Raw genomic sequence first — 17763 nt, forward strand, 5'->3', positions numbered from 1 at the left:
GCCGACTTTACGATTCAGCGATCCATTCCGGGGAGAACATGGATAAAAACCTTTACGCCGATCATATGGCCACCCTGTGCCGCCGCTACGACGAAATCCTCGAGCAGAGCGGGTTTGATACCCTCAACGTATTCAGTGGCGCTCCCAGGGTGCAGTTTCTAGACGATAACTATTACCCGTTTAAGGTGAATCCCCACTTTAAGGCACTGGTTCCCATTACCGACAACCCCCACAGCTGGGTTATCTATCAGCGCGGACAAAAGCCAAAGCTTTTGTTCTACCGCCCAGTAGACTTTTGGCACTATGTACCGCCGGCACCCCAGACCTTCTGGAGCGATTTCTACGATATCGAGCTACTGAGCAAGCCGGCCGATGCCCAGGCGTTCCTGAGCCCAGAGAATGCCGCTTTTATCGGTGAGAGCGACAAGCTGCAAGGCTGGTCACTGGGGGAGGAAAATCCGGAGCTTCTGATCAACCGCTTGCACTGGGCCCGCGCTTATAAAACGCCTTATGAGGTCGCCTGCCTGCGTGAAGCGAACCGTATTGCGGTCAATGGGCACCGCGCCGCCGAACAGGCTTTCCGCAGTGGCGCCAGTGAATTTGAGATCAATCAGGCCTACCTGGGCGCTGCTGGCCAGGGCGAGAACCGTATGCCCTACGGCAACATTGTTGCCCTGAATGAACACGCCGCAATCCTGCACTACACTCACCTGTCTACTGAGCGCCTGCCTGAGCCGCAGCTGAAAAGCTTCCTGATCGATGCGGGTGCTGACTGCAATGGCTACTGCTCTGATATCACTCGCACCTACGCCTATGCCGATAATGAGTTCGCAGAGCTGGTAACGGCCATGGATGAAAAGCAGTTGCAGCTGGTAGACGGCCTCAAACCTGGCCTGCCTTACCCAGAACTACATCGCCAGTGCCACTTAAACGTAGGCGAGCTGTTGCTCCAATTTGGCATTATCAAAACCTCTGCCGAGAATGCCGTGGAATCCGGTTTAACTTGCCCCTTCCTGCCACACGGCCTGGGTCACTTCCTCGGCCTCCAGGTACACGATGTCGGTGGTCACCAGACCGGCCCCAATGGAGGCATGACACCCCCACCAGCCGAGTACCCGTTCCTGCGTACCAGCCGAACTATCGAGGAGAACCAGGTATTTACCATCGAACCTGGACTCTACTTTATCGATACCCTATTGGGAGAGCTAAAAGACTCAGACCTCGCTGCCGAGGTTAACTGGGATAAGGTCGACAGCTTCCGCCCCTACGGCGGCGTCCGTATTGAAGACAATATTGTCGTACACGCAACCGGCAACGAAAACCTTTCTCGCACCCCTTAGTTCATAGACTAAAGCAATATTGTGAGAGTGCTTACAAGTAAGCGCTCTCGCAATACCTTTACCTTACTCCGAAAGTTAAAACATTAAAGAACGCCCTACCGCTCCCGCTTTTCCTCTCGCCGCTTGCGCCCCTAAGCTGCTTGCCCCCTCACCGAAAAAAAGCCAAAGTCCATCACCGGTATTACAACAAGAAAAGGGACAGTTCATGAGAAAAAAAACACTGGCAACGCTTATCGCAGCCACAGTTCTAGCCGCAGCCAATAGCGCTTACGCAAAATCAATCGAGTATATTTTTTACGATAAAGAGGGCATTGCTGGCTCTGAAGTCATTCACCAGGATGGAACAAAGGTATCTGGTGAATTAAAGCTCGGCTGGAATAACCGTCGCCTAAACCTCAAGGAGAGCTTCACTATCGGTGAGGCGGCAATGCCCGAGCAATTATCCATTGAAGGGATCAGCCCATTTGGTGCTCCAGTCAGCGAAGAATTTTCCCTGGAAAATGGTGTCGCTCGCTGGAAAGGTTCCGATGAACATGGCAGCGCAAAAACTTCCGAAGCCCAATTTTATATTCCCAAGAACAGCACCCTTGCTGTACAGGCGCAATTGGTAAAAGCACTAATTGCCGATGCAGATCAAAATATTGATTTACTGCCGCAAGGAAAAGCACGCCTCCATAAGCTTGATAAAGTGACCCTGCAACAAGGCGAGAAAAAGAAAACGGTCCACCTTTACGGCGTGAGCGGCCTGGGCTTTACCCCAGATCTGGCCTGGTATGATGACAATGGGGATTTATTTGCCTCCGATGAGGGGGGATGGTTCGCCATCCTGCGCAAAGGCTGGGATAAATCTCACCTCGAAGAACTGAAAACCCGGCAAGTCGCAGCCGCAGACCAGTACCTGCAAGGTATTGCCAAGAAACATACCCACACATCAACACAACCCATCCTGATCAGCAACGTCAACCTGGTTGATGTTGAATCTGGCAAACTACAGAGAAAGCACCATGTTCTGATCAAAGATGGAAAGATCGCAAAAATCAGTAAAAAACCGATCAAAGCCAACGGGGCAACCACCATTGATGCCCGTAACCATACGCTGATCCCCGGCCTCTGGGATATGCACGCCCACTTATCCCCTACCGATGGTGTTCTGAATATGGCCGCTGGCATTGTCAATGTTCGCGACATCGGTAATACCCATGAAAGTATCATGCGTATTGAAGGCATGTTTGAGTCAGAGCAAATCATTGGCGGCGACCTTTTCCGTGCGGGCTTTATGGACCGGGAAAGCGAAAATGCCATGCGAATGGGCAAGACTGCGGACAGCCTGGAAGAAGCCAAGGATATTGTCGAGTGGTATGCCGATCGCGGTTATCAGCAAATTAAAACTTACAGCTCGATGGAGCCCGAGTGGATCGCTCCCTTAGCCAAGCATATCCATGAAAATGGTATGCGTTTGTCCGGTCATATTCCTGCATTTATGACCGCCGAAGAGGCAGTGGACGCGGGCTTTGATGAAATTCAGCATATCAATATGCTATTTCTGAATTTTATGGGCAAAATAGATACCCGTAAAAGACTGCGCTTTACAGAAATCGGAGAGCACGCCCACGAGCTGGATCTGGATAGCAAAGAAGTGGCTACTTTCCTGGATAAGCTAGCCAAGAAAGGCACTGTCGTAGACGCAACCACCACCGTATTCAGTTCGATGTTACTGCGCCAGCCGGGCAAAGTAGATCCTGAGTTTGCCGATATTACCGACCACCTTCCAGTCAATATCCAGCGCGCCTTTGTTGGGGCCGAACTGGATGTGAAGCCGGAACACCGGGATGACTACGACCTTTCAGCGGAAGCCCTGCTGGCGATGATGCTCAAACTACACGAGCACAAGGTCACTATGGTCGCGGGCTCCGATGGCATCCCCGGATTTACCCTGTTACGTGAACTGGAGCTCTATGCCAAAGCCGGTATTCCCAATATTGATGTGCTGCGCACGGCCACCCTGGTACCGGCTCAGGTTATGGGGGCCGATGAGTACACTGGCAGTATTGCGGTGGGGAAAAATGCAGACCTGGTTTTACTGGAGGGAAATCCTCTCGAGGATATTACCGCGCTGCGTCGCACCGCACTGGTGCTCGAGGGGCAGAATATGTATCGCCCGGATGAGCTTTACACGGCTTTGGGTATTAAACCTTTCCACCCTTCAGTGCCATTTGAATTAAATAACACTACTACAGTAGCCACCAAGTCCCAGTAAACGAAAAAAACAGAAGCGAAAAAAACAGAAAAGAAAAAACCGGCAATCCAAATGATTGCCGGTTTTTTTATTTATAAATTGGCTAGGCCAGTTCTGTGCGCACAGTGCGCGCAGCCTCTACCATATTCAGTAAGGATGACCCGACCTCAGCCCAGTTACGGGTTTTAAGGCCACAGTCCGGATTTACCCAAAGTCTTTCAACCGGCACCACTTGTGCAATTTTCTTAAGTCGCTCTACCAACTCCCCCCTTTCCGGCACATTGGGTGAGTGAATATCGTAAACGCCAGGTCCAATTTCATTGGGGTAACCATCGGCCTTGTCGGCAAACGCGCTGAGTAGGCGCAAGTCGGAGCGAGCAGATTCAATAGTAATTACATCCGCATCAAGGGAAACAATGGCATCCATAATTGCATTGAAATTGCTGTAGCACATATGGGTGTGGATCTGGGTTTCCGCTTTTACTTCGCTACAGGTGTAGCGGAAACACCCTACCGCCCAGGCAAAATAATCCTGGTGCTCAGACTCTCGAAGGGGAACTCCCTCACGCAAAGCCGGTTCATCAATCTGGATAATCCCGATACCGGCCGCCTCAAGATCCAACACCTCTTCCCGCAATGCCTTGGCAATTTGTAGACAGCTCTCACTGCGGTGGATGTCTTCCCTCGGGAAGGACCAGTTGAGAATTGTGACCGGGCCGGTGAGCATACCTTTTACCGGCTTATTAGTAAGGCTCTGGGCATAGCTGCTCCACTCTACTGTCATAGCGTTAGGTCGGGAGATATCACCAAAAATAATCGGGGGTTTCACACAGCGAGAGCCATAACTTTGCACCCAGCCATTACCGGTGTGTACAAAACCATCCAGTTGCTCCCCGAAATATTCCACCATATCGTTGCGCTCAGCCTCACCATGCACCAGTACATCCAGACCGAGTATTTCTTGACGACGGATAGCTTCGGCAATTTCAGCGCGTAGATGTTCTAAATAATCCGCTTCAGAAATTTCGCTATTGCGGTACTTGCGGCGCACACCGCGCAAAAGATCCGTCTGTGGGAATGAGCCTATTGTGGTGGTGGGCAGCAGTGGTAATTTCCAACGCTTGGCCTGTACTAAAGAGCGATCCTGAAAGCACTGTTGACGCCAGGTATCCCGTAATTGATCAGCAATGGAGCCCTCGGCTACACCACTCTCTCCGCCTGAGACAGGGATCTCTGTGTCCTCATTGAGCAGCTGCTGTAATTGAGCCAACTCCTGAAGTTTCTGGCGGCTGTAAGCGAGCTTCTGTTTTTGCTCACTGGGCAGCTTGATCTCTGTTTCCAGATCCACAGGGCTATGGAGCAGGGAGCAACTGGCTGATAGCCACAGGCGATCTCCCAACTGTTTCGCCAAAGGCTGCAAAGTGCCCTGCCAGCGGTTGAGGTCTGCTCGCCACACATTTCGCCCATTAATCACACCCGCAGACAGAACCTTGTTTTTACCTGCCAGCTGGGCCGCAGCTTCAAGTTCTTCAGGTGCGCGTACACAGTCAATATGTACCCCAGGCACCGGGAGGGAAAATACCAGCTCCAAATTCTCGCGCAAAGGTGAGAAATAGGTAGCCAGCAGTGTATTCACCCCCAGGGCTACTGCCGCAATCTGCTGGTAGGTGCTATCAAAAGCCCCACGCCATTCATCCGGCAGATCCAGGCCTAGTATGGGTTCATCCAACTGCACCCATTCAACTCCGAGGTCAGCGAGCTGAGACAGCAACTCGGCATAGCAAGGCAGGAGTTTTGACACTAAATCCAGAGGGCTATCCACACCTCGCCCCAGCCATAAGTAAGTGAGTGGTCCAATAACCACCGGCTTGGCTTTGTAGCCCAGGGATTGGGCTTCCCGCACCTCGTCAAGTAACCACTCACTATCCAGGGAGAACGCCTGATCATTGGAGAGTTCAGGGACCAAGTAGTGATAGTTGGTATCAAACCACTTGGTCATGGCACTGGCCGCTACCGGCTGTCCCGATGGAGCGCGACCACGGGCCAAGCGGAAGTACTGGTCCAGCTTGTTGTCTGCCGCTCCCTCTGCAAAACGCTGACCGACCACACCAAACATCAGGGAGTGATTCAGAACCTGGTCGTACCAGGCGAAATCTCCCACAGCCACACGGCTCAAACCGGCCTCACTTTGGGCCTGCCAGTTACCACGGCGGATCTCTGTGCCCACTTGCAGCAATTGCTGCTGGGGCATATCACCGCGCCAATAGGCTTCTTGCGCTTTCTTTAGTTCGCGATTGGCTCCGATACGCGGATAGCCGAGGATATGTGTTTGCACCATGGCCGCCTTCCCAAGCTCTTTCCTGTGAGGGGAACAAAGTTGCCCCATTGAAAAATACCCCGCAGCTGCGATCTCGGTAACGGTCGCATTAGCGAGAGTCCTGACTTGATTGTGTGCGCACAGTACTGTTCAATCAATTTCATATTTTTTGCAAATAACATGAATAATTTTAATGATGATTGAATTGCGCCATTTGCGTGCGCTGAGTGTTTTGCGTGAGACAGGCAGCTTGGTACGCGCAGCAGAGCGCCTTCACTTGACCCAGTCGGCTCTTTCGCACTTATTTCGCGAAATGGAGGACCGGCTCGGCCAAGAACTGTTTATACGTAAATCCCGGCCTCTGCGATTTACCAGTGCCGGTCTGAGACTGCTGCAGTTGGGCGACGACATACTGCCCCAGGTAGCTATAGCACAGCGGGACCTGTCCCGGCTGGCATCTGGGCAAGCGGGCAGGCTCAATATCGCTATCGAGTGCCACAGCTGCTACCAGTGGCTGATGCCCGCACTGAATACCTATCGAGACGGCTGGCCAGAAGTGGAACTGGACCTGTGCAGCGGCTTCCACTTCGCTCCCCTGCCCGCACTGGTGCGCGGCGATCTGGACCTGGTTGTCACTTCTAATCCAGACCCGGACCTCAAAGGCTTACACTACGAGCCGCTGTTCAGCTTTGAAATGTGCCTTGCCATAAGCCGCAAACACCCTCTAGCGCAGGAGAGCAAGCGGCGCTGGGTAGAACCGCAGGAATTGGCTGGTGAAGTCCAGATTACCTATCCGGTTGAGCGCGAGCGGCTAGATATATTCCAGCACTTTCTCGATCCAGCCGGAATAGAGCCAGCGGGTGTTCGGACCGCAGAACTCACCGTGATGATGGTTCAGTTAGTAGCCAGCGGCCGAGGGGTTTGCGCCCTGCCCAATTGGGCGCTGCACGAGTACCTGCAAAAGGGGTTTGTTTCCCAACTCCAGCTGGGTAAAGAGGGCCTTTGGAGCACTCTCTACGCGGCAGTGCGGGAAGATATGCTCGAGCAACCTTATCTCACAGACTTCCTCAAAACCGCACGGGATACCAGCTTTGCCAATCTGCAAGGTGTGAGAGCGGCCAAAACCAGCCCCAGTGTGGCAGAACCTGCCTAACCACTTACAAAAGTTAACTGGGCGGCTTAAGCCTTTGCGGAAATAATGACTTATTCAACCTCAGCACAATTATCAAACAAACTGAATATTTTCAGATCGAACAAATCAATGGTTTGGTCTGGCCGGAGAGGCCGGTAAAATCACACAAATAACTATACGGCAGTGGCCTGTACCCGGCCAAATGCCTGGACTTTGTAGGAGACCCTCTATGTCAAACCCGGTTGAACGTTGGAACTCAGTGAGTAAAGGACTGCACTGGCTTTTTGTAATCCTGCTGCTCTCTGTGTGGGGAGCGGTTGAACTGCATGAGTTTTACGAGCGCGGCGATCCCATGCGCGGCTGGTTTATGCAGCTGCACTTCTCCCTGGGAGTCGGTGTCCTGATGCTTCTAGCCCTTCGCCTCTACTGGCGTGCACGTCACAAGCGCCCACAGATTGAAGGCAAGAAGTGGCAGAAGGCACTGTCCAGCCTGACCCATGGTGGGCTCTACCTGTTGATTCTGGCTATGCCGGTATCCGGCATCGTGATGCGCCAACTGTTTGGGCGCGATACTGAGTTTTTTGGCCTATTTGCCGTTCCCAACCTGTTCGCCAAAAACCCGGATCTGGGCAAGCAAATTGCTTTCCTGCACAAAGATGTAATGTGGCCCGCCCTGCTCGTACTGGTTGGACTGCATATCGCCGCCGCCCTGTGGCACCACTTTATTGCCCGCGATAACACTTTGACCCGGATGCTGCCACAACGCTAATCCAAGATAGGGAAGTGAGAAGAGATAGGGAGAATTGAATGGGAGAGCGCAAGACTGCGCTCTCCCGAAAGGAACCTGCTACAGCAGGTACGACTTACTCGTCGTTATTGCCGCGCTTGGCTTTGGGCTTACCTTTGGGCTTGAACTTAGGCTTACCCTTGGGCTTCCCTTTCGATTTCACCGCTGCTTCATCGAAACGGGTGATTTTCATCGGCTTACCAGAAACACGCACCTTCTTCAGGTGTTGGAACACTTCTTTCGGCATTCCCTGGGGCAGATCTACCGTGGTGAAATCGTTGTAGATTTCGATACGGCCGATATAGGAGCTGTCCAGATCCACCTCATTGGCAATAGCGCCAACAATGCTGCCGGGGCGCACGCCCTGCTCGCGGCCGATCTCGATACGGAAGCGCTCCAGCCCCTCATCGGGCGGCGGCAGCTTGCGATCTTTCTCGAAGCTTTCCTTCTTGCGGCGGCGACCACCGTCAAAGTCATCATCGCGCTCGCGACGCTCTTTGCGCGGCCTCTGCTCTTTCTCTTGAATCAGCAGGGGTTGGTCACCCTGGGCCATTGCAGCCAGCGCGGCGGCAACATCCAGAGGGTCAACTTCATTCTGCGCCAGGAATTCCTCAACCAGCTGGCGATAGGGCGCCAGATCAGTTTGGCCTTCCAGGGTCGCGGTAATGCGCTCGCGGAAGCGCTGCATACGGGCGCTGTTAACTGCATCTGCGCTGGGCAAATCCAGTTTTTCGATCGGTTTCTTGGTCGCTTTCTCGATGACACGCAACATACGGCGCTCGCGGGGCGCCACAAACAAGATCGCATCGCCTTCGCGACCAGCGCGACCGGTACGACCGATACGGTGAATATAAGCTTCGGTATCGTAGGGGATATCGTAGTTAATCACGTGGCTGATACGCTTCACGTCCAGTCCGCGAGCCGCAACATCGGTGGCTACAACAATATCGAGCTTGCCATTTTTCAGCTTGTCGATCACGGCTTCACGCAGGTTCTGTGCCATATCGCCGTTCAGGGCGGCACTGGCAAAGCCTCTGGCGGCCAGCTTATCTGCCAGTTCCACAGTGCTGTTTTTGGTGCGCACGAAGATAATCGTGGCGTCCACCGGCTCCGCTTCAAGAATACGGGTCAGTGCATCCAGTTTGTGCAGACCACCAACCGGCCAATAGCGCTGGCGAATGGTTTCCGCAGTCTCGGTCTTAACACGGATTTTTACTTCAACCGGCTCATCCAGATGCTCGCGGGCGATGCGGGCAATCTCTTTTGGCATAGTGGCGGAGAACAGCGCAATTTGGCGCTCTTCAGGAATCTGCTCCAATACCCACTGCACATCATCGATAAAGCCCATGCGCAGCATTTCATCCGCCTCATCCAGCACCAGGGTGCGCAGATTGGACAGATCCAGGGAACCGCGACGCATATGGTCCATCACCCGTCCGGGGGTGCCTACCACCAACTGAACGCCACGCTTCAACTGCTGTATCTGGCCGCGGTAGTCAGCGCCACCGTAGATAGGCGCAACGTGGAAACCTTTCAACTTGGATGCGTAAGACTGGCAGGCTTCAGCCACCTGAATAGCCAGTTCGCGGGTCGGTGCCAGCACCAGTGCCTGAGGGCGACGATCCTTCAGGTCCAGTTGGGAGAGTAGCGGCAGCGCAAAGGCTGCGGTCTTGCCAGTGCCGGTCTGGGCCTGGCCTAGCACATCCCGCCCCTCCAGCAGGGACGGAATAGTTTGTGCCTGGATCGGGGAGGGAGTCTCATAGCCGAGCTTTTCGATGGCGCTGAGAATTTCAGACGGCAGACCCAACTGGTCGAAGCCGGCCGCTTTAGGGGTATCGGTCATTTCGGAATTCACTTGAAGCCAAAGTCCCTATCGCGGGACCGGAGCGGTGGGTAAAAGGCCGCGCAGTCTAACAGGTTAGACGATCCAGATCAGCCTGTTTTTTAAACAAGCTGTGATGAAGCGTGCAAGCGGAATGAAATACCTTAGATGGAAAGGAAAAGAACGCAAAATCCCTAATCCCTAATCCCTAATCCCTAATCCCTAATCCCTAATCCCTAATCCCTAATCCCTAATCTCTAGTCCAAGTCCGTGCGAGAGAATTAACCCGCACTATTTCCGCTTTTGATAGAGAGCTTGGCCTGGGGGCTACCCTCAGCAGCAGATTCTATGCGCTTTACCACCCCTTCGATGGTGGCGCCAACCGCCTTGGAGAAGCTACCGTCTAGCTGAGTTTGCTCATATAAATAGGTATGAAAGCGTCTGAAAAAAGCAATATCCACGCTCTCAGGCTCAGCCCAGAAGCTGGATAGTTTACCTTGATGAGTCAGGCCTGGGATGTCATATAGCGCGCGCCCAAGCACTTTTGTGGGCACTTTGTGAAGAAGGGCAGAGATACCGACAGTACTATTAATTGTAACTACGCCACGAGCATGATCGAGAAGGGTGGGCAAGTGCAGATCATGACAATATATAACTCGTCCCTGGATACTATAGCGAGCTTCTAAGCTATCAATCAGCTTCTGGTAATGACAAAACCCACGATCCATCGGGTGATGCTTTAAAACGATCACCGCGTCATTTGGCGCGTTCTTGGCAAATGACTTCAATACTCGATCAATGGCGTTTTCAATTGAGAGAAGGTCCGAGTGCTGTCTTAATTGAAAATCATCTCGAGTCTGTAAGGGAAATAAGAAAAAACGCTGGCTTAGCTTTCCCGTAAGCTTAGGCGTCAAACTGCGCTCTGTTACTTTATAAAGCCCTTTTCGTGCAAAGCTCTTCAACCAACAAACGCCTTCGGCTTTCCAATCTCGATTTCTATGATGGTGATATGCCTGAAATTCGGAACGCGCGAGGCGCATCGCTGCGTAGTAACCCATAGCGAAGCAAGCACGATGCCAGAATGTTTGCCCTACTGGTAACCCACAAGATCTGCTCTGGACCGGTTCATACTTTTCGATCTCCTCCCGCGTCCAGTCCATTTGAGAGAAAGCATTAACCCCCCCCCATTCCAACGTAACAAAATCTGGACGTAAATACCCCTCTTCAAACACCCCAAAAGCAACACCCAAAGATTCACAAACACTTCGAGCTTGAGAGTGATAGCGACGACAGTCTCCATAAACAAATACAGCTTCTGCATTATGTTTTAGCAAATAGGACTTAAAGAAGGGTGACCAATCACTTTCGGTTCCCGTGAAATCACTCTGAAAATCAGCCCAAGCAAAATAGCGATCGCCGCCATTGAAATTAATTTTATGCGTAGTTATGCCTTGATGTGAGAGTCTCTTTGCCAACTTCGCAAAGAACGGGCCATGAGGTCCCTGTAAAAAGACTGCCACAGACATTATTCAACCTACCCCTAAAACTTGCTATTTAGCGCTTAGAAATTGAGCACATATATATAACGGGTCAAACAAAAACCATTTCCATGCCGCACATTAGCTACTTCAGTCATTGACATATCGCCATATGTCACTCCGTGGCTCAATAGGCCTAACAGGAAATTGATCAACTAAACGAACAAGAACAGGTATTAGAGTACTAACTGGCGCAAAATTCTACCAAATAGAACAATAATCTTCTACAGTTGTTAACTTCTTCCAAACCTCAGAAATTGGTAGTGACAAAATTCTCCCGCACCGGAGAAGCATAGAGTATAAACAGGGAGTACTTTTCTCTGTTTAGAATACTAAGTTCATTTTTTTGAAGCTTCAGAAGCCATTTTATCAAAACAAAATTTTTTACTTTACATCCTTACCCATCATAAACGAAGCTGGCGAACTTGCCATCAAAAAAGTTTTCGGCCAAGTCGGGATTTTAGTTGGATGGCCAGCCATTTCAACTGACCAGATCACAATTCACCCACCAAACAAGCGGTCATACTAAGGCCTAACTAATATCATACCAGTCAACCCCAAAACATTATTTATCAAGTAAAGGCGCTTCCTACTGGCAATAACTACCAAAGACCTACACGATATACTTAGAAGCAAGCACAAACAAAATAGCAAGCTTAATCCACAGTTTCCGTGCACCGAGAACGAGCTAAGCGTCCATAATAATTTCGCTGCTCTCCACTATTAATCTTGCCTTTATCCAGCCGTTTTAAGGCCACTTTCCATACTGTTTCGAATGCTTTAGCAGCACTATTAGGGAAAGGGGTAAATAATGGATTAAAGGGGTTGTCTCTAGCCTGCATCCACACCGTCATACGCTTCGACTTTTGGAGCGCCTCACCGCGACAGTGAAAACCATACACATTACCAATCACTAAAGTATTTGCAGGGACAGATAGCTTTTTCACTTCATATCCCATTTTTTTCAGATCTTTGTCATTGACCCGAAAAGATCCATCCCAATAACGTCCAGATGGCCTTTCGTTGCCCTTCTTACAAGCCTCTAGACTCTCTCTATACTCCCACTTCAACCTTTTCCAGGAAAGCTTGTGAGAACCTGGTGCATAGACGTAAGCTCCATTATTATCACTCGTCTCATCTATATATAACCACCCTTTAACACACGGGTGAAAGGTATCCGCATGTAAGTCTCGTTGAGGGTCTGGCCGGGGATTCACATTCTCATGGTTGCAGAGGTTTTCTATATAGAATAAAGGCGGCCGATTCTTCGATGAGCAGTACCGCATCAAGCGATTTAATAGCTGATTTTCAACTAGCCGCTTAAATTCTGGAGCTCTTTTTCGCTCCTCGTAATCCATAAATATCCTCTGGGTTACAGTCGTACCTTCAATTATTTCCCTAACAGGCCCCTCGAACTGATCAAGCTCCTTTACCAACTGTAAAAACTGCTTATTATCGAGAAAATTTTTCTTTAAAATATAACCATTCTCAATAAATTCTCTTCGGTATTCCGAAGGAACTATAGGAGAAAGGAGAAATAATCGGAACCGAAATAGAGCATGAGCAACTACAACCCTAAGGACATGTAACCCGAAAAAATTAAGCACGTAATTTCCAATAATAGGATTATTCTTAAAGCTCTTCCCCCAGCTAACCAATTCGAAAGACCACTTAGGTGCTTTCCAGGTCAAAGCAAGTATTCGACTTAGCATTATCACCTCCCAAAGATACATATCTGAAACTATATTATTTATATGGAAATACAGTTTCGCTTTGCTGCCTACTAAACAGGGCACCCATTATCATATTAATCAATAACGAAGAAAAATTTTTCTATACCAGCAAAAAACTTTAAAGAAAAAGCTCTCGCCATTATATAAAGATCGTTTTTTTTCTACCAACTTAACTGTGGTCTCTGCATCAATGTAATCCCCTGTCGCAGCATCAACATATACTGGGTAAAGTAGCAAGGTTCCCGCGATTAACTCATCTAAAGTCAATTTACGTCGCCGCCTTTGCTTAAAAATGTCAAAATCCTTCCTATCACTCCCTACCTTGGAGAGCAGAGTGTCCTCAGTTAAACCCCAACCGGAATAAAAAGGTAAACCATAAGTGACAACCTTAACTTTTCTAAGCAAGGCTTCAAACCCCGCCAAAGAACACAAGGTATGCACCTCATCAACCTGATCCAATATTTGAGAGATATCCCCTTCAGTAACAATCGAGTCATATAATCTTTTAGATCCTTGAGGTAATTCTCCCAAGCGAGCACCAGCAACCACATCGGGATGAGGTTTATAGATAATATATGCTTCTGGATTTTCCTTCCTTACTCTCTCCAAAAGAGAGTGGTTACTTTTTATAACAGGAGAACCATAAGCAATTGAGGCATCGCTTTCCACCTGCCCAGGAACTAAAATAATTTTCTTATTATCAGGAAGAGAGAGATTTACTGAGCCCTGAATGTTATATTTTGTAACTCTTTTTCTTAAAAGTAGCAGATGAAGGCTTTTCGCCCTATTAAGTATTTCATCACTAAAATTAGTATTACTTAAAATAATTTCAAGATCACTGGGTGACCGGGCATCAAAGTAAATACCCCGGGAATCAAACACTAAAGAAGTGGGTGCAACCAAGTCCGCACCTAGCCCTGCTGAACGTATGAACCCATCTTCAACTCTCCAAAGACGAGCTTGAATCTCCACAATCTTTTTCTGCAATGAGTTCGTTGGCCGACTAGCCCAAACAAAAATATTAGCGCCCGCTGCACACTGACTGACAGAGCTTGTGCCTCTAACAAAGTCCACCTTTCTCTTTTTACTAAGAAAATTAGGAATAAACTTTCTCTTCCATGATGAAAAGCCCACACCTAACCAAGCACCTTGAAACCTAAGCCACTGCCTCTTTTGCTCCGCAATCAAAGCAACCGTCTCTTCAAACTCACATTTATCACCGGTATATGGGTTTATATATCGACAATACCTCAAATAGGCAGCACAAAAGAGCTGCGAAAGAGATCTGTTGATATTGCGACGTGATAAAAATTGTCTATCTTTAGTTAATCCCCACCCAGAATAAAAAGGAACACCAAAGCAGTGTACTTCTTTCCCTGCAATTAAAGCATCAAACCCCAGCTGACTAGTGACAACATAAACTTTTTCCATATAGTCAAAAATAGCCCAAGGTGAGATATCTTCAGATATAATTCTACAGCCTTTTTCAAAAGCTAAACTTAATAAATAACCCTTCTTCTTCCCTGTTATAACATCCGGGTGTATTTTTACACATATCTCGGCTTCAGGGTTATCTTCAATAGCACTATCCAGCATGGCCAGAAAATGAGATTCAGAAGCCTGGCCAGCCGAAACAGAGACATCACCAAAAGTCTGATCCACAACTAAAACCCTTTTCAAATTAGTTGACCAATCTAAGGGCTTATCTATGAATTGATTATATTTACAAAGCCTATTAGCTCGTAATAGCTCTATCCCTTTCTCCGCTCGATCCAGTTCTTCAGAAGTGAAGTCAGCTAAAGCTATCAATGTTTCTAAATCACTAGGTCGAGATGCATCATAATAGATCCCGGTTTTATCGACCACCAGACTATGCGGAACCGCTCCATTAACTCCCAACCCGAGCGAACGTAAAAACCCATCTTCTATACATGCAAATGGGAGCCCTGCTCGTAGAGCAATCCTTTTTGCTTTCATCGCTGTTGGTTTAAGCCCCCAACCAATCATATAACTCACATAACTAGCGGGCTTGAAGGTAATATACTGGCAGCGTATATCGAGTAGGCTTTCTAGAATCCGGTGTTTCCGCAAACCTAAAGAACAGTGTCCGGCTACAGGCATTTTCGTGCCTCGGCCAGCATATTCCTTCGTAATTCTTCATCCTCAGCCAAAGCAAGAATTCCATCGATCCATTGCGAAGAGTTCATAGGTAAAAGCAAACCGTTTTCACGATGACGAACCACTTTGCCATAAATATCACCAGCAGCGTAAATACCCACAGCACCAGCCTGTGTGATATCAAAGAACTTGGTGTGAGACCTAGCTCTATTAAAAGGTACATTCAATAAGGGCGCTAAACCTATATTTCGCCCCGGCACCTGTAACATCGAGAAATAAGTAGGCCATTTCATCGGGTGCAACACTTTAACCCTTGGTATATTGGAAAAAAGCCGATTCACGTAGGTATTTCCAATTATTTCAAAGCTCAAATTTTGATTATACTTAAGAACCTCACTTACCACAGGGTACAACCATTGGATATCTTCTTGATGTGATGCAGAGCCATGATAAAAAAGATTTACAAAATTTCTATCAGTTATCTTGATGGGCTCCGCTTGCAACAATCTTGGCCTCCAGTCACTATATTTACTCTGTAAATAAGGCGTCGAAACCAACAATTGAGTTCCCACAGACTTCAACCATTTTTGCTTTGACCACCCATATCGAAGTAATTTGAATTTGTACTTAATAGACAAGCCAAGAAGTGCCTTCTGATCAAATAAATCATCATCTATAAAGAAAAATATACCAGAAATATCCTCAACATTTTTCTTCAGGAATGATTGCCATTTGCTAGGGACATAACGCACAAATAAAATATTTGCATCACGTATATTTTCCTCTGCAGGGACTTCATTAAAACCGAAACGTTTATAGCTAACTCCCATATTTTTAAGGAATGGCAAAATAAAATAATCTGTCGAGGGGTTACGACCTTCTTCTACAATTAGCCAGCGGCTAGCAAATTCCAAATCAATCTCCAGACCTGTCAAATCTCAAGGGGGAATACAATTGGCAGCAACAGTAAAACAACCAGAGAATAAGCAATAGTCAGGGGCAACCCGGCACGGAGAAAATCACGCAAATGATATCCACCAAGGTTCTGTACTATTAGGTTTGTTTGATAACCAAAAGGTGTCAAAAAGCTTGCACTTGCTCCATAAGCTACAGCCATTACAAAAGGCATCCAACTGACATCAAAACTATCAGCTAGACTCCAAGCAAGGGGGAATGCCAAGGCCGCAGCTGCATTGTTAGTCATCAACTCAGTTAGCAACAGCGTGAGTATAAAGATACCCACCAAACCCGCTATTGGCCCCCAGTCAGCTAGAAGCCCCTTTAGCCCGATAGCCAATAAATCCGCCAAGCCACTACTAGCGAATGCTTCTGCAAGTACCAAGGCACTCGCAATGATCAACCATATCTGAAAAGGAAAGCGCCTCTGCAATTCAGTAGTTGATAGGATACCGAGTGCGATCATACCGCTAAGAAGTACCACTAACCCTTTTAACAGAGAAAAATAGCCTAGCGCGGTTCCCACCACAACTGCCGAAAAGCCTAAGCCTAACAACCAATTATCCCGTCGTGACAAGTCACGTCGCACTTCAGTGCCACTAATCACATAGAAATTTTTGTCAATATTCAGGTGATGACGAAAATCCTGGCCTACTGCTAGTAAAAGGGCGTCTCCCGCACGAAGTTCAATTTCACCTAACTTACCCGATAGCCGATCACCACCACGACGCATTGCCACCACTGCAGCATCAAAACGAGTACGAAAGTTACAGCTTTTTAACGATTGCCCGAGGATACTAGAATTAGGGGTAATTACCACTTCAGTAAGATTCAGGCCCAACTCTTCATCCTCTAACGCAAACAGGCGTAGCCCCTGAATGCCCTGTAAACGTCCAAGGTCACGAACGTCACCGCAAAAAATTAATTTATCACCATCTCGGATAATCTCTGAGGGGCCTACAGGGCTGATTACCTGATCACCCCGAACTATCTCAATTAGGTAAAAAGTTTCCAAGTGACGCAGATGATTCTGCTCGACACTCTTTCCGTCGAGAGGGGAATTCTCAATGACTTCCGCTTCTAAAAGATATTCGGTCACAGGCTCATCGACTACGCTCCCTTCTGGCAACAAACGGTTACATAGCAACAAAACAACCAACCCTACTAAAGTGGCAGCTATTCCAATGGGCATAAAAGTAAAGAAGTCTAAGCCAGGCAAGCCTCGATCCAGTACAAAACTATTTACTATCAGATTGGTAGAAGTGCCAATTAGGGTAAGTGTTCCCCCAAGAATCGCTGCATAAGACAGAGGCATCAAAAGTTTGGCTGATGGGAAGCGCCGCTGCCCCTTGACACTAGACGCAAGAGCAGCTACCACTGCCGTATTGTTAAGAAATGCAGAACTCAACGCTGTAGCAGCAGAAAGTCTCAGTAAACTAGCCTTAAGAGATCCCTTAATCAATCCTTCTGAGATCACCCGAAGCCAACGAGCCCTCTCTAACCCGACCGATACCAACAATAGAGCGACCAAAGTAACAAGACCGACGTTCACCCCCTTTTGTAGAGCAGACTCTAACGGTACAAGCCCCGTTAGAAAGCACGATCCAGCAGCCGTGGCAAAGATCAGGGATGGCTTTAAGCGGGTAAAAATAAGTGAACCGATAACCAGAATGAAGATCCCGGCTACAAGCAATTGAGAAAAGGTCATAAGATTAGGGCGTCATTAAGGCTATATGAGATAGAGTTCTATTACTAATACACTTGTAACTCACGAAGATTATGC

General features: G+C 48.5%; 11 protein-coding genes. 4 read left to right on the top strand and 7 right to left on the bottom strand.

What is annotated here, in order from left to right; genetic code table 11:
* The first annotated feature begins 38 nt into the window (after window positions 1-38).
* Entirely contained in the window at window positions 39-1340 is a 1302-nt protein-coding gene (gene pepQ, locus ACJJIN_RS13570) for a Xaa-Pro dipeptidase (protein ID WP_444895073.1), read from the top strand.
* A 205-nt stretch (window positions 1341-1545) separates the two neighbouring features.
* Window positions 1546-3597, top strand: coding sequence for an amidohydrolase family protein (locus ACJJIN_RS13575; RefSeq protein WP_444895074.1), 2052 nt, complete (start codon window positions 1546-1548; stop codon window positions 3595-3597).
* Between the two features lie 82 nt (window positions 3598-3679).
* On the opposite strand, the gene metE is transcribed toward ACJJIN_RS13575, so the two are convergent.
* Window positions 3680-5914 carry a 5-methyltetrahydropteroyltriglutamate--homocysteine S-methyltransferase gene (gene metE, locus ACJJIN_RS13580; RefSeq protein WP_444898256.1) on the bottom strand — a complete coding sequence of 745 codons (2235 nt, stop codon included), beginning with the start codon at window positions 5912-5914 and terminating at the stop codon, window positions 3680-3682.
* 172 nt (window positions 5915-6086) lie between these two features.
* On the opposite strand from metE, the gene ACJJIN_RS13585 reads away from it, so the two are divergent.
* Both ACJJIN_RS13585 and ACJJIN_RS13590 read left to right on the top strand, forming a co-directional pair.
* Window positions 6087-7046 carry a LysR family transcriptional regulator gene (locus ACJJIN_RS13585; RefSeq protein WP_444895075.1) on the top strand — a complete coding sequence of 320 codons (960 nt, stop codon included), beginning with the start codon at window positions 6087-6089 and terminating at the stop codon, window positions 7044-7046.
* Window positions 7047-7254: 208 nt separating this feature from the next.
* Window positions 7255-7794 (top strand): cytochrome b, encoded by a 540-nt coding sequence (locus ACJJIN_RS13590; protein ID WP_413664530.1) that lies wholly within the window; start codon window positions 7255-7257, stop codon window positions 7792-7794.
* Between the two features lie 94 nt (window positions 7795-7888).
* Here ACJJIN_RS13590 and ACJJIN_RS13595 read toward each other — a convergent pair whose 3' ends face one another.
* The 6 genes from ACJJIN_RS13595 to ACJJIN_RS13620 form a co-directional block, all read right to left on the bottom strand.
* Window positions 7889-9655 (bottom strand): DEAD/DEAH box helicase, encoded by a 1767-nt coding sequence (locus ACJJIN_RS13595; RefSeq protein WP_282934580.1) that lies wholly within the window; start codon window positions 9653-9655, stop codon window positions 7889-7891.
* Window positions 9656-9915: 260 nt separating this feature from the next.
* Window positions 9916-11160, bottom strand: a complete 1245-nt coding sequence (locus ACJJIN_RS13600; RefSeq protein ID WP_444895076.1) for a capsule polysaccharide biogenesis protein — start codon at window positions 11158-11160, stop codon at window positions 9916-9918.
* Window positions 11161-11828: 668 nt separating this feature from the next.
* On the bottom strand, window positions 11829-12884 hold the full coding sequence (locus tag ACJJIN_RS13605; protein ID WP_444895077.1) for a phytanoyl-CoA dioxygenase family protein: 1056 nt from the start codon (window positions 12882-12884) through the stop codon (window positions 11829-11831).
* A 99-nt stretch (window positions 12885-12983) separates the two neighbouring features.
* The gene (locus ACJJIN_RS13610) at window positions 12984-15026 is read right to left on the bottom strand and encodes a capsule polysaccharide biogenesis protein (protein ID WP_444895078.1); all 2043 of its coding nucleotides are present in this window, start codon (window positions 15024-15026) and stop codon (window positions 12984-12986) included.
* Window positions 15017-15937: a glycosyltransferase family protein gene (locus ACJJIN_RS13615; RefSeq protein WP_444895079.1), complete on the bottom strand. Its 921-nt coding sequence runs from the start codon at window positions 15935-15937 to the stop codon at window positions 15017-15019. The genes ACJJIN_RS13610 and ACJJIN_RS13615 overlap by 10 nt, the downstream gene beginning before the upstream one ends.
* A 17-nt stretch (window positions 15938-15954) precedes the next feature.
* A complete protein-coding gene (locus ACJJIN_RS13620; RefSeq protein WP_444895080.1) occupies window positions 15955-17688 on the bottom strand; it encodes an SLC13 family permease in 1734 nt (577 codons plus the stop codon).
* Between the last annotated feature and the right edge of the window lie 75 nt (window positions 17689-17763).

It is taken from the genome of Microbulbifer maximicatervae (SeqCode) (genome assembly GCF_052467505.1).

Bases quoted from the DNA above. Each gene is read 5' to 3' on its own strand.
- ACJJIN_RS13590 (WP_413664530.1), top strand. From the start codon at position 7,255: ATGTCAAACCCGGTTGAACGTTGGAACTCAGTGAGTAAAGGACTGCAC.
- ACJJIN_RS13575 (WP_444895074.1), top strand. From the start codon at position 1,546: ATGAGAAAAAAAACACTGGCAACGCTTATCGCAGCCACAGTTCTAGCC.
- ACJJIN_RS13610 (WP_444895078.1), bottom strand. From the start codon at position 15,026: ATGCCTGTAGCCGGACACTGTTCTTTAGGTTTGCGGAAACACCGGATT.
- ACJJIN_RS13585 (WP_444895075.1), top strand. From the start codon at position 6,087: ATGATGATTGAATTGCGCCATTTGCGTGCGCTGAGTGTTTTGCGTGAG.
- pepQ (WP_444895073.1), top strand. From the start codon at position 39: ATGGATAAAAACCTTTACGCCGATCATATGGCCACCCTGTGCCGCCGC.
- ACJJIN_RS13620 (WP_444895080.1), bottom strand. From the start codon at position 17,688: ATGACCTTTTCTCAATTGCTTGTAGCCGGGATCTTCATTCTGGTTATC.
- metE (WP_444898256.1), bottom strand. From the start codon at position 5,914: ATGGTGCAAACACATATCCTCGGCTATCCGCGTATCGGAGCCAATCGC.
- ACJJIN_RS13595 (WP_282934580.1), bottom strand. From the start codon at position 9,655: ATGACCGATACCCCTAAAGCGGCCGGCTTCGACCAGTTGGGTCTGCCG.
- ACJJIN_RS13605 (WP_444895077.1), bottom strand. From the start codon at position 12,884: ATGCTAAGTCGAATACTTGCTTTGACCTGGAAAGCACCTAAGTGGTCT.
- ACJJIN_RS13600 (WP_444895076.1), bottom strand. From the start codon at position 11,160: ATGTCTGTGGCAGTCTTTTTACAGGGACCTCATGGCCCGTTCTTTGCG.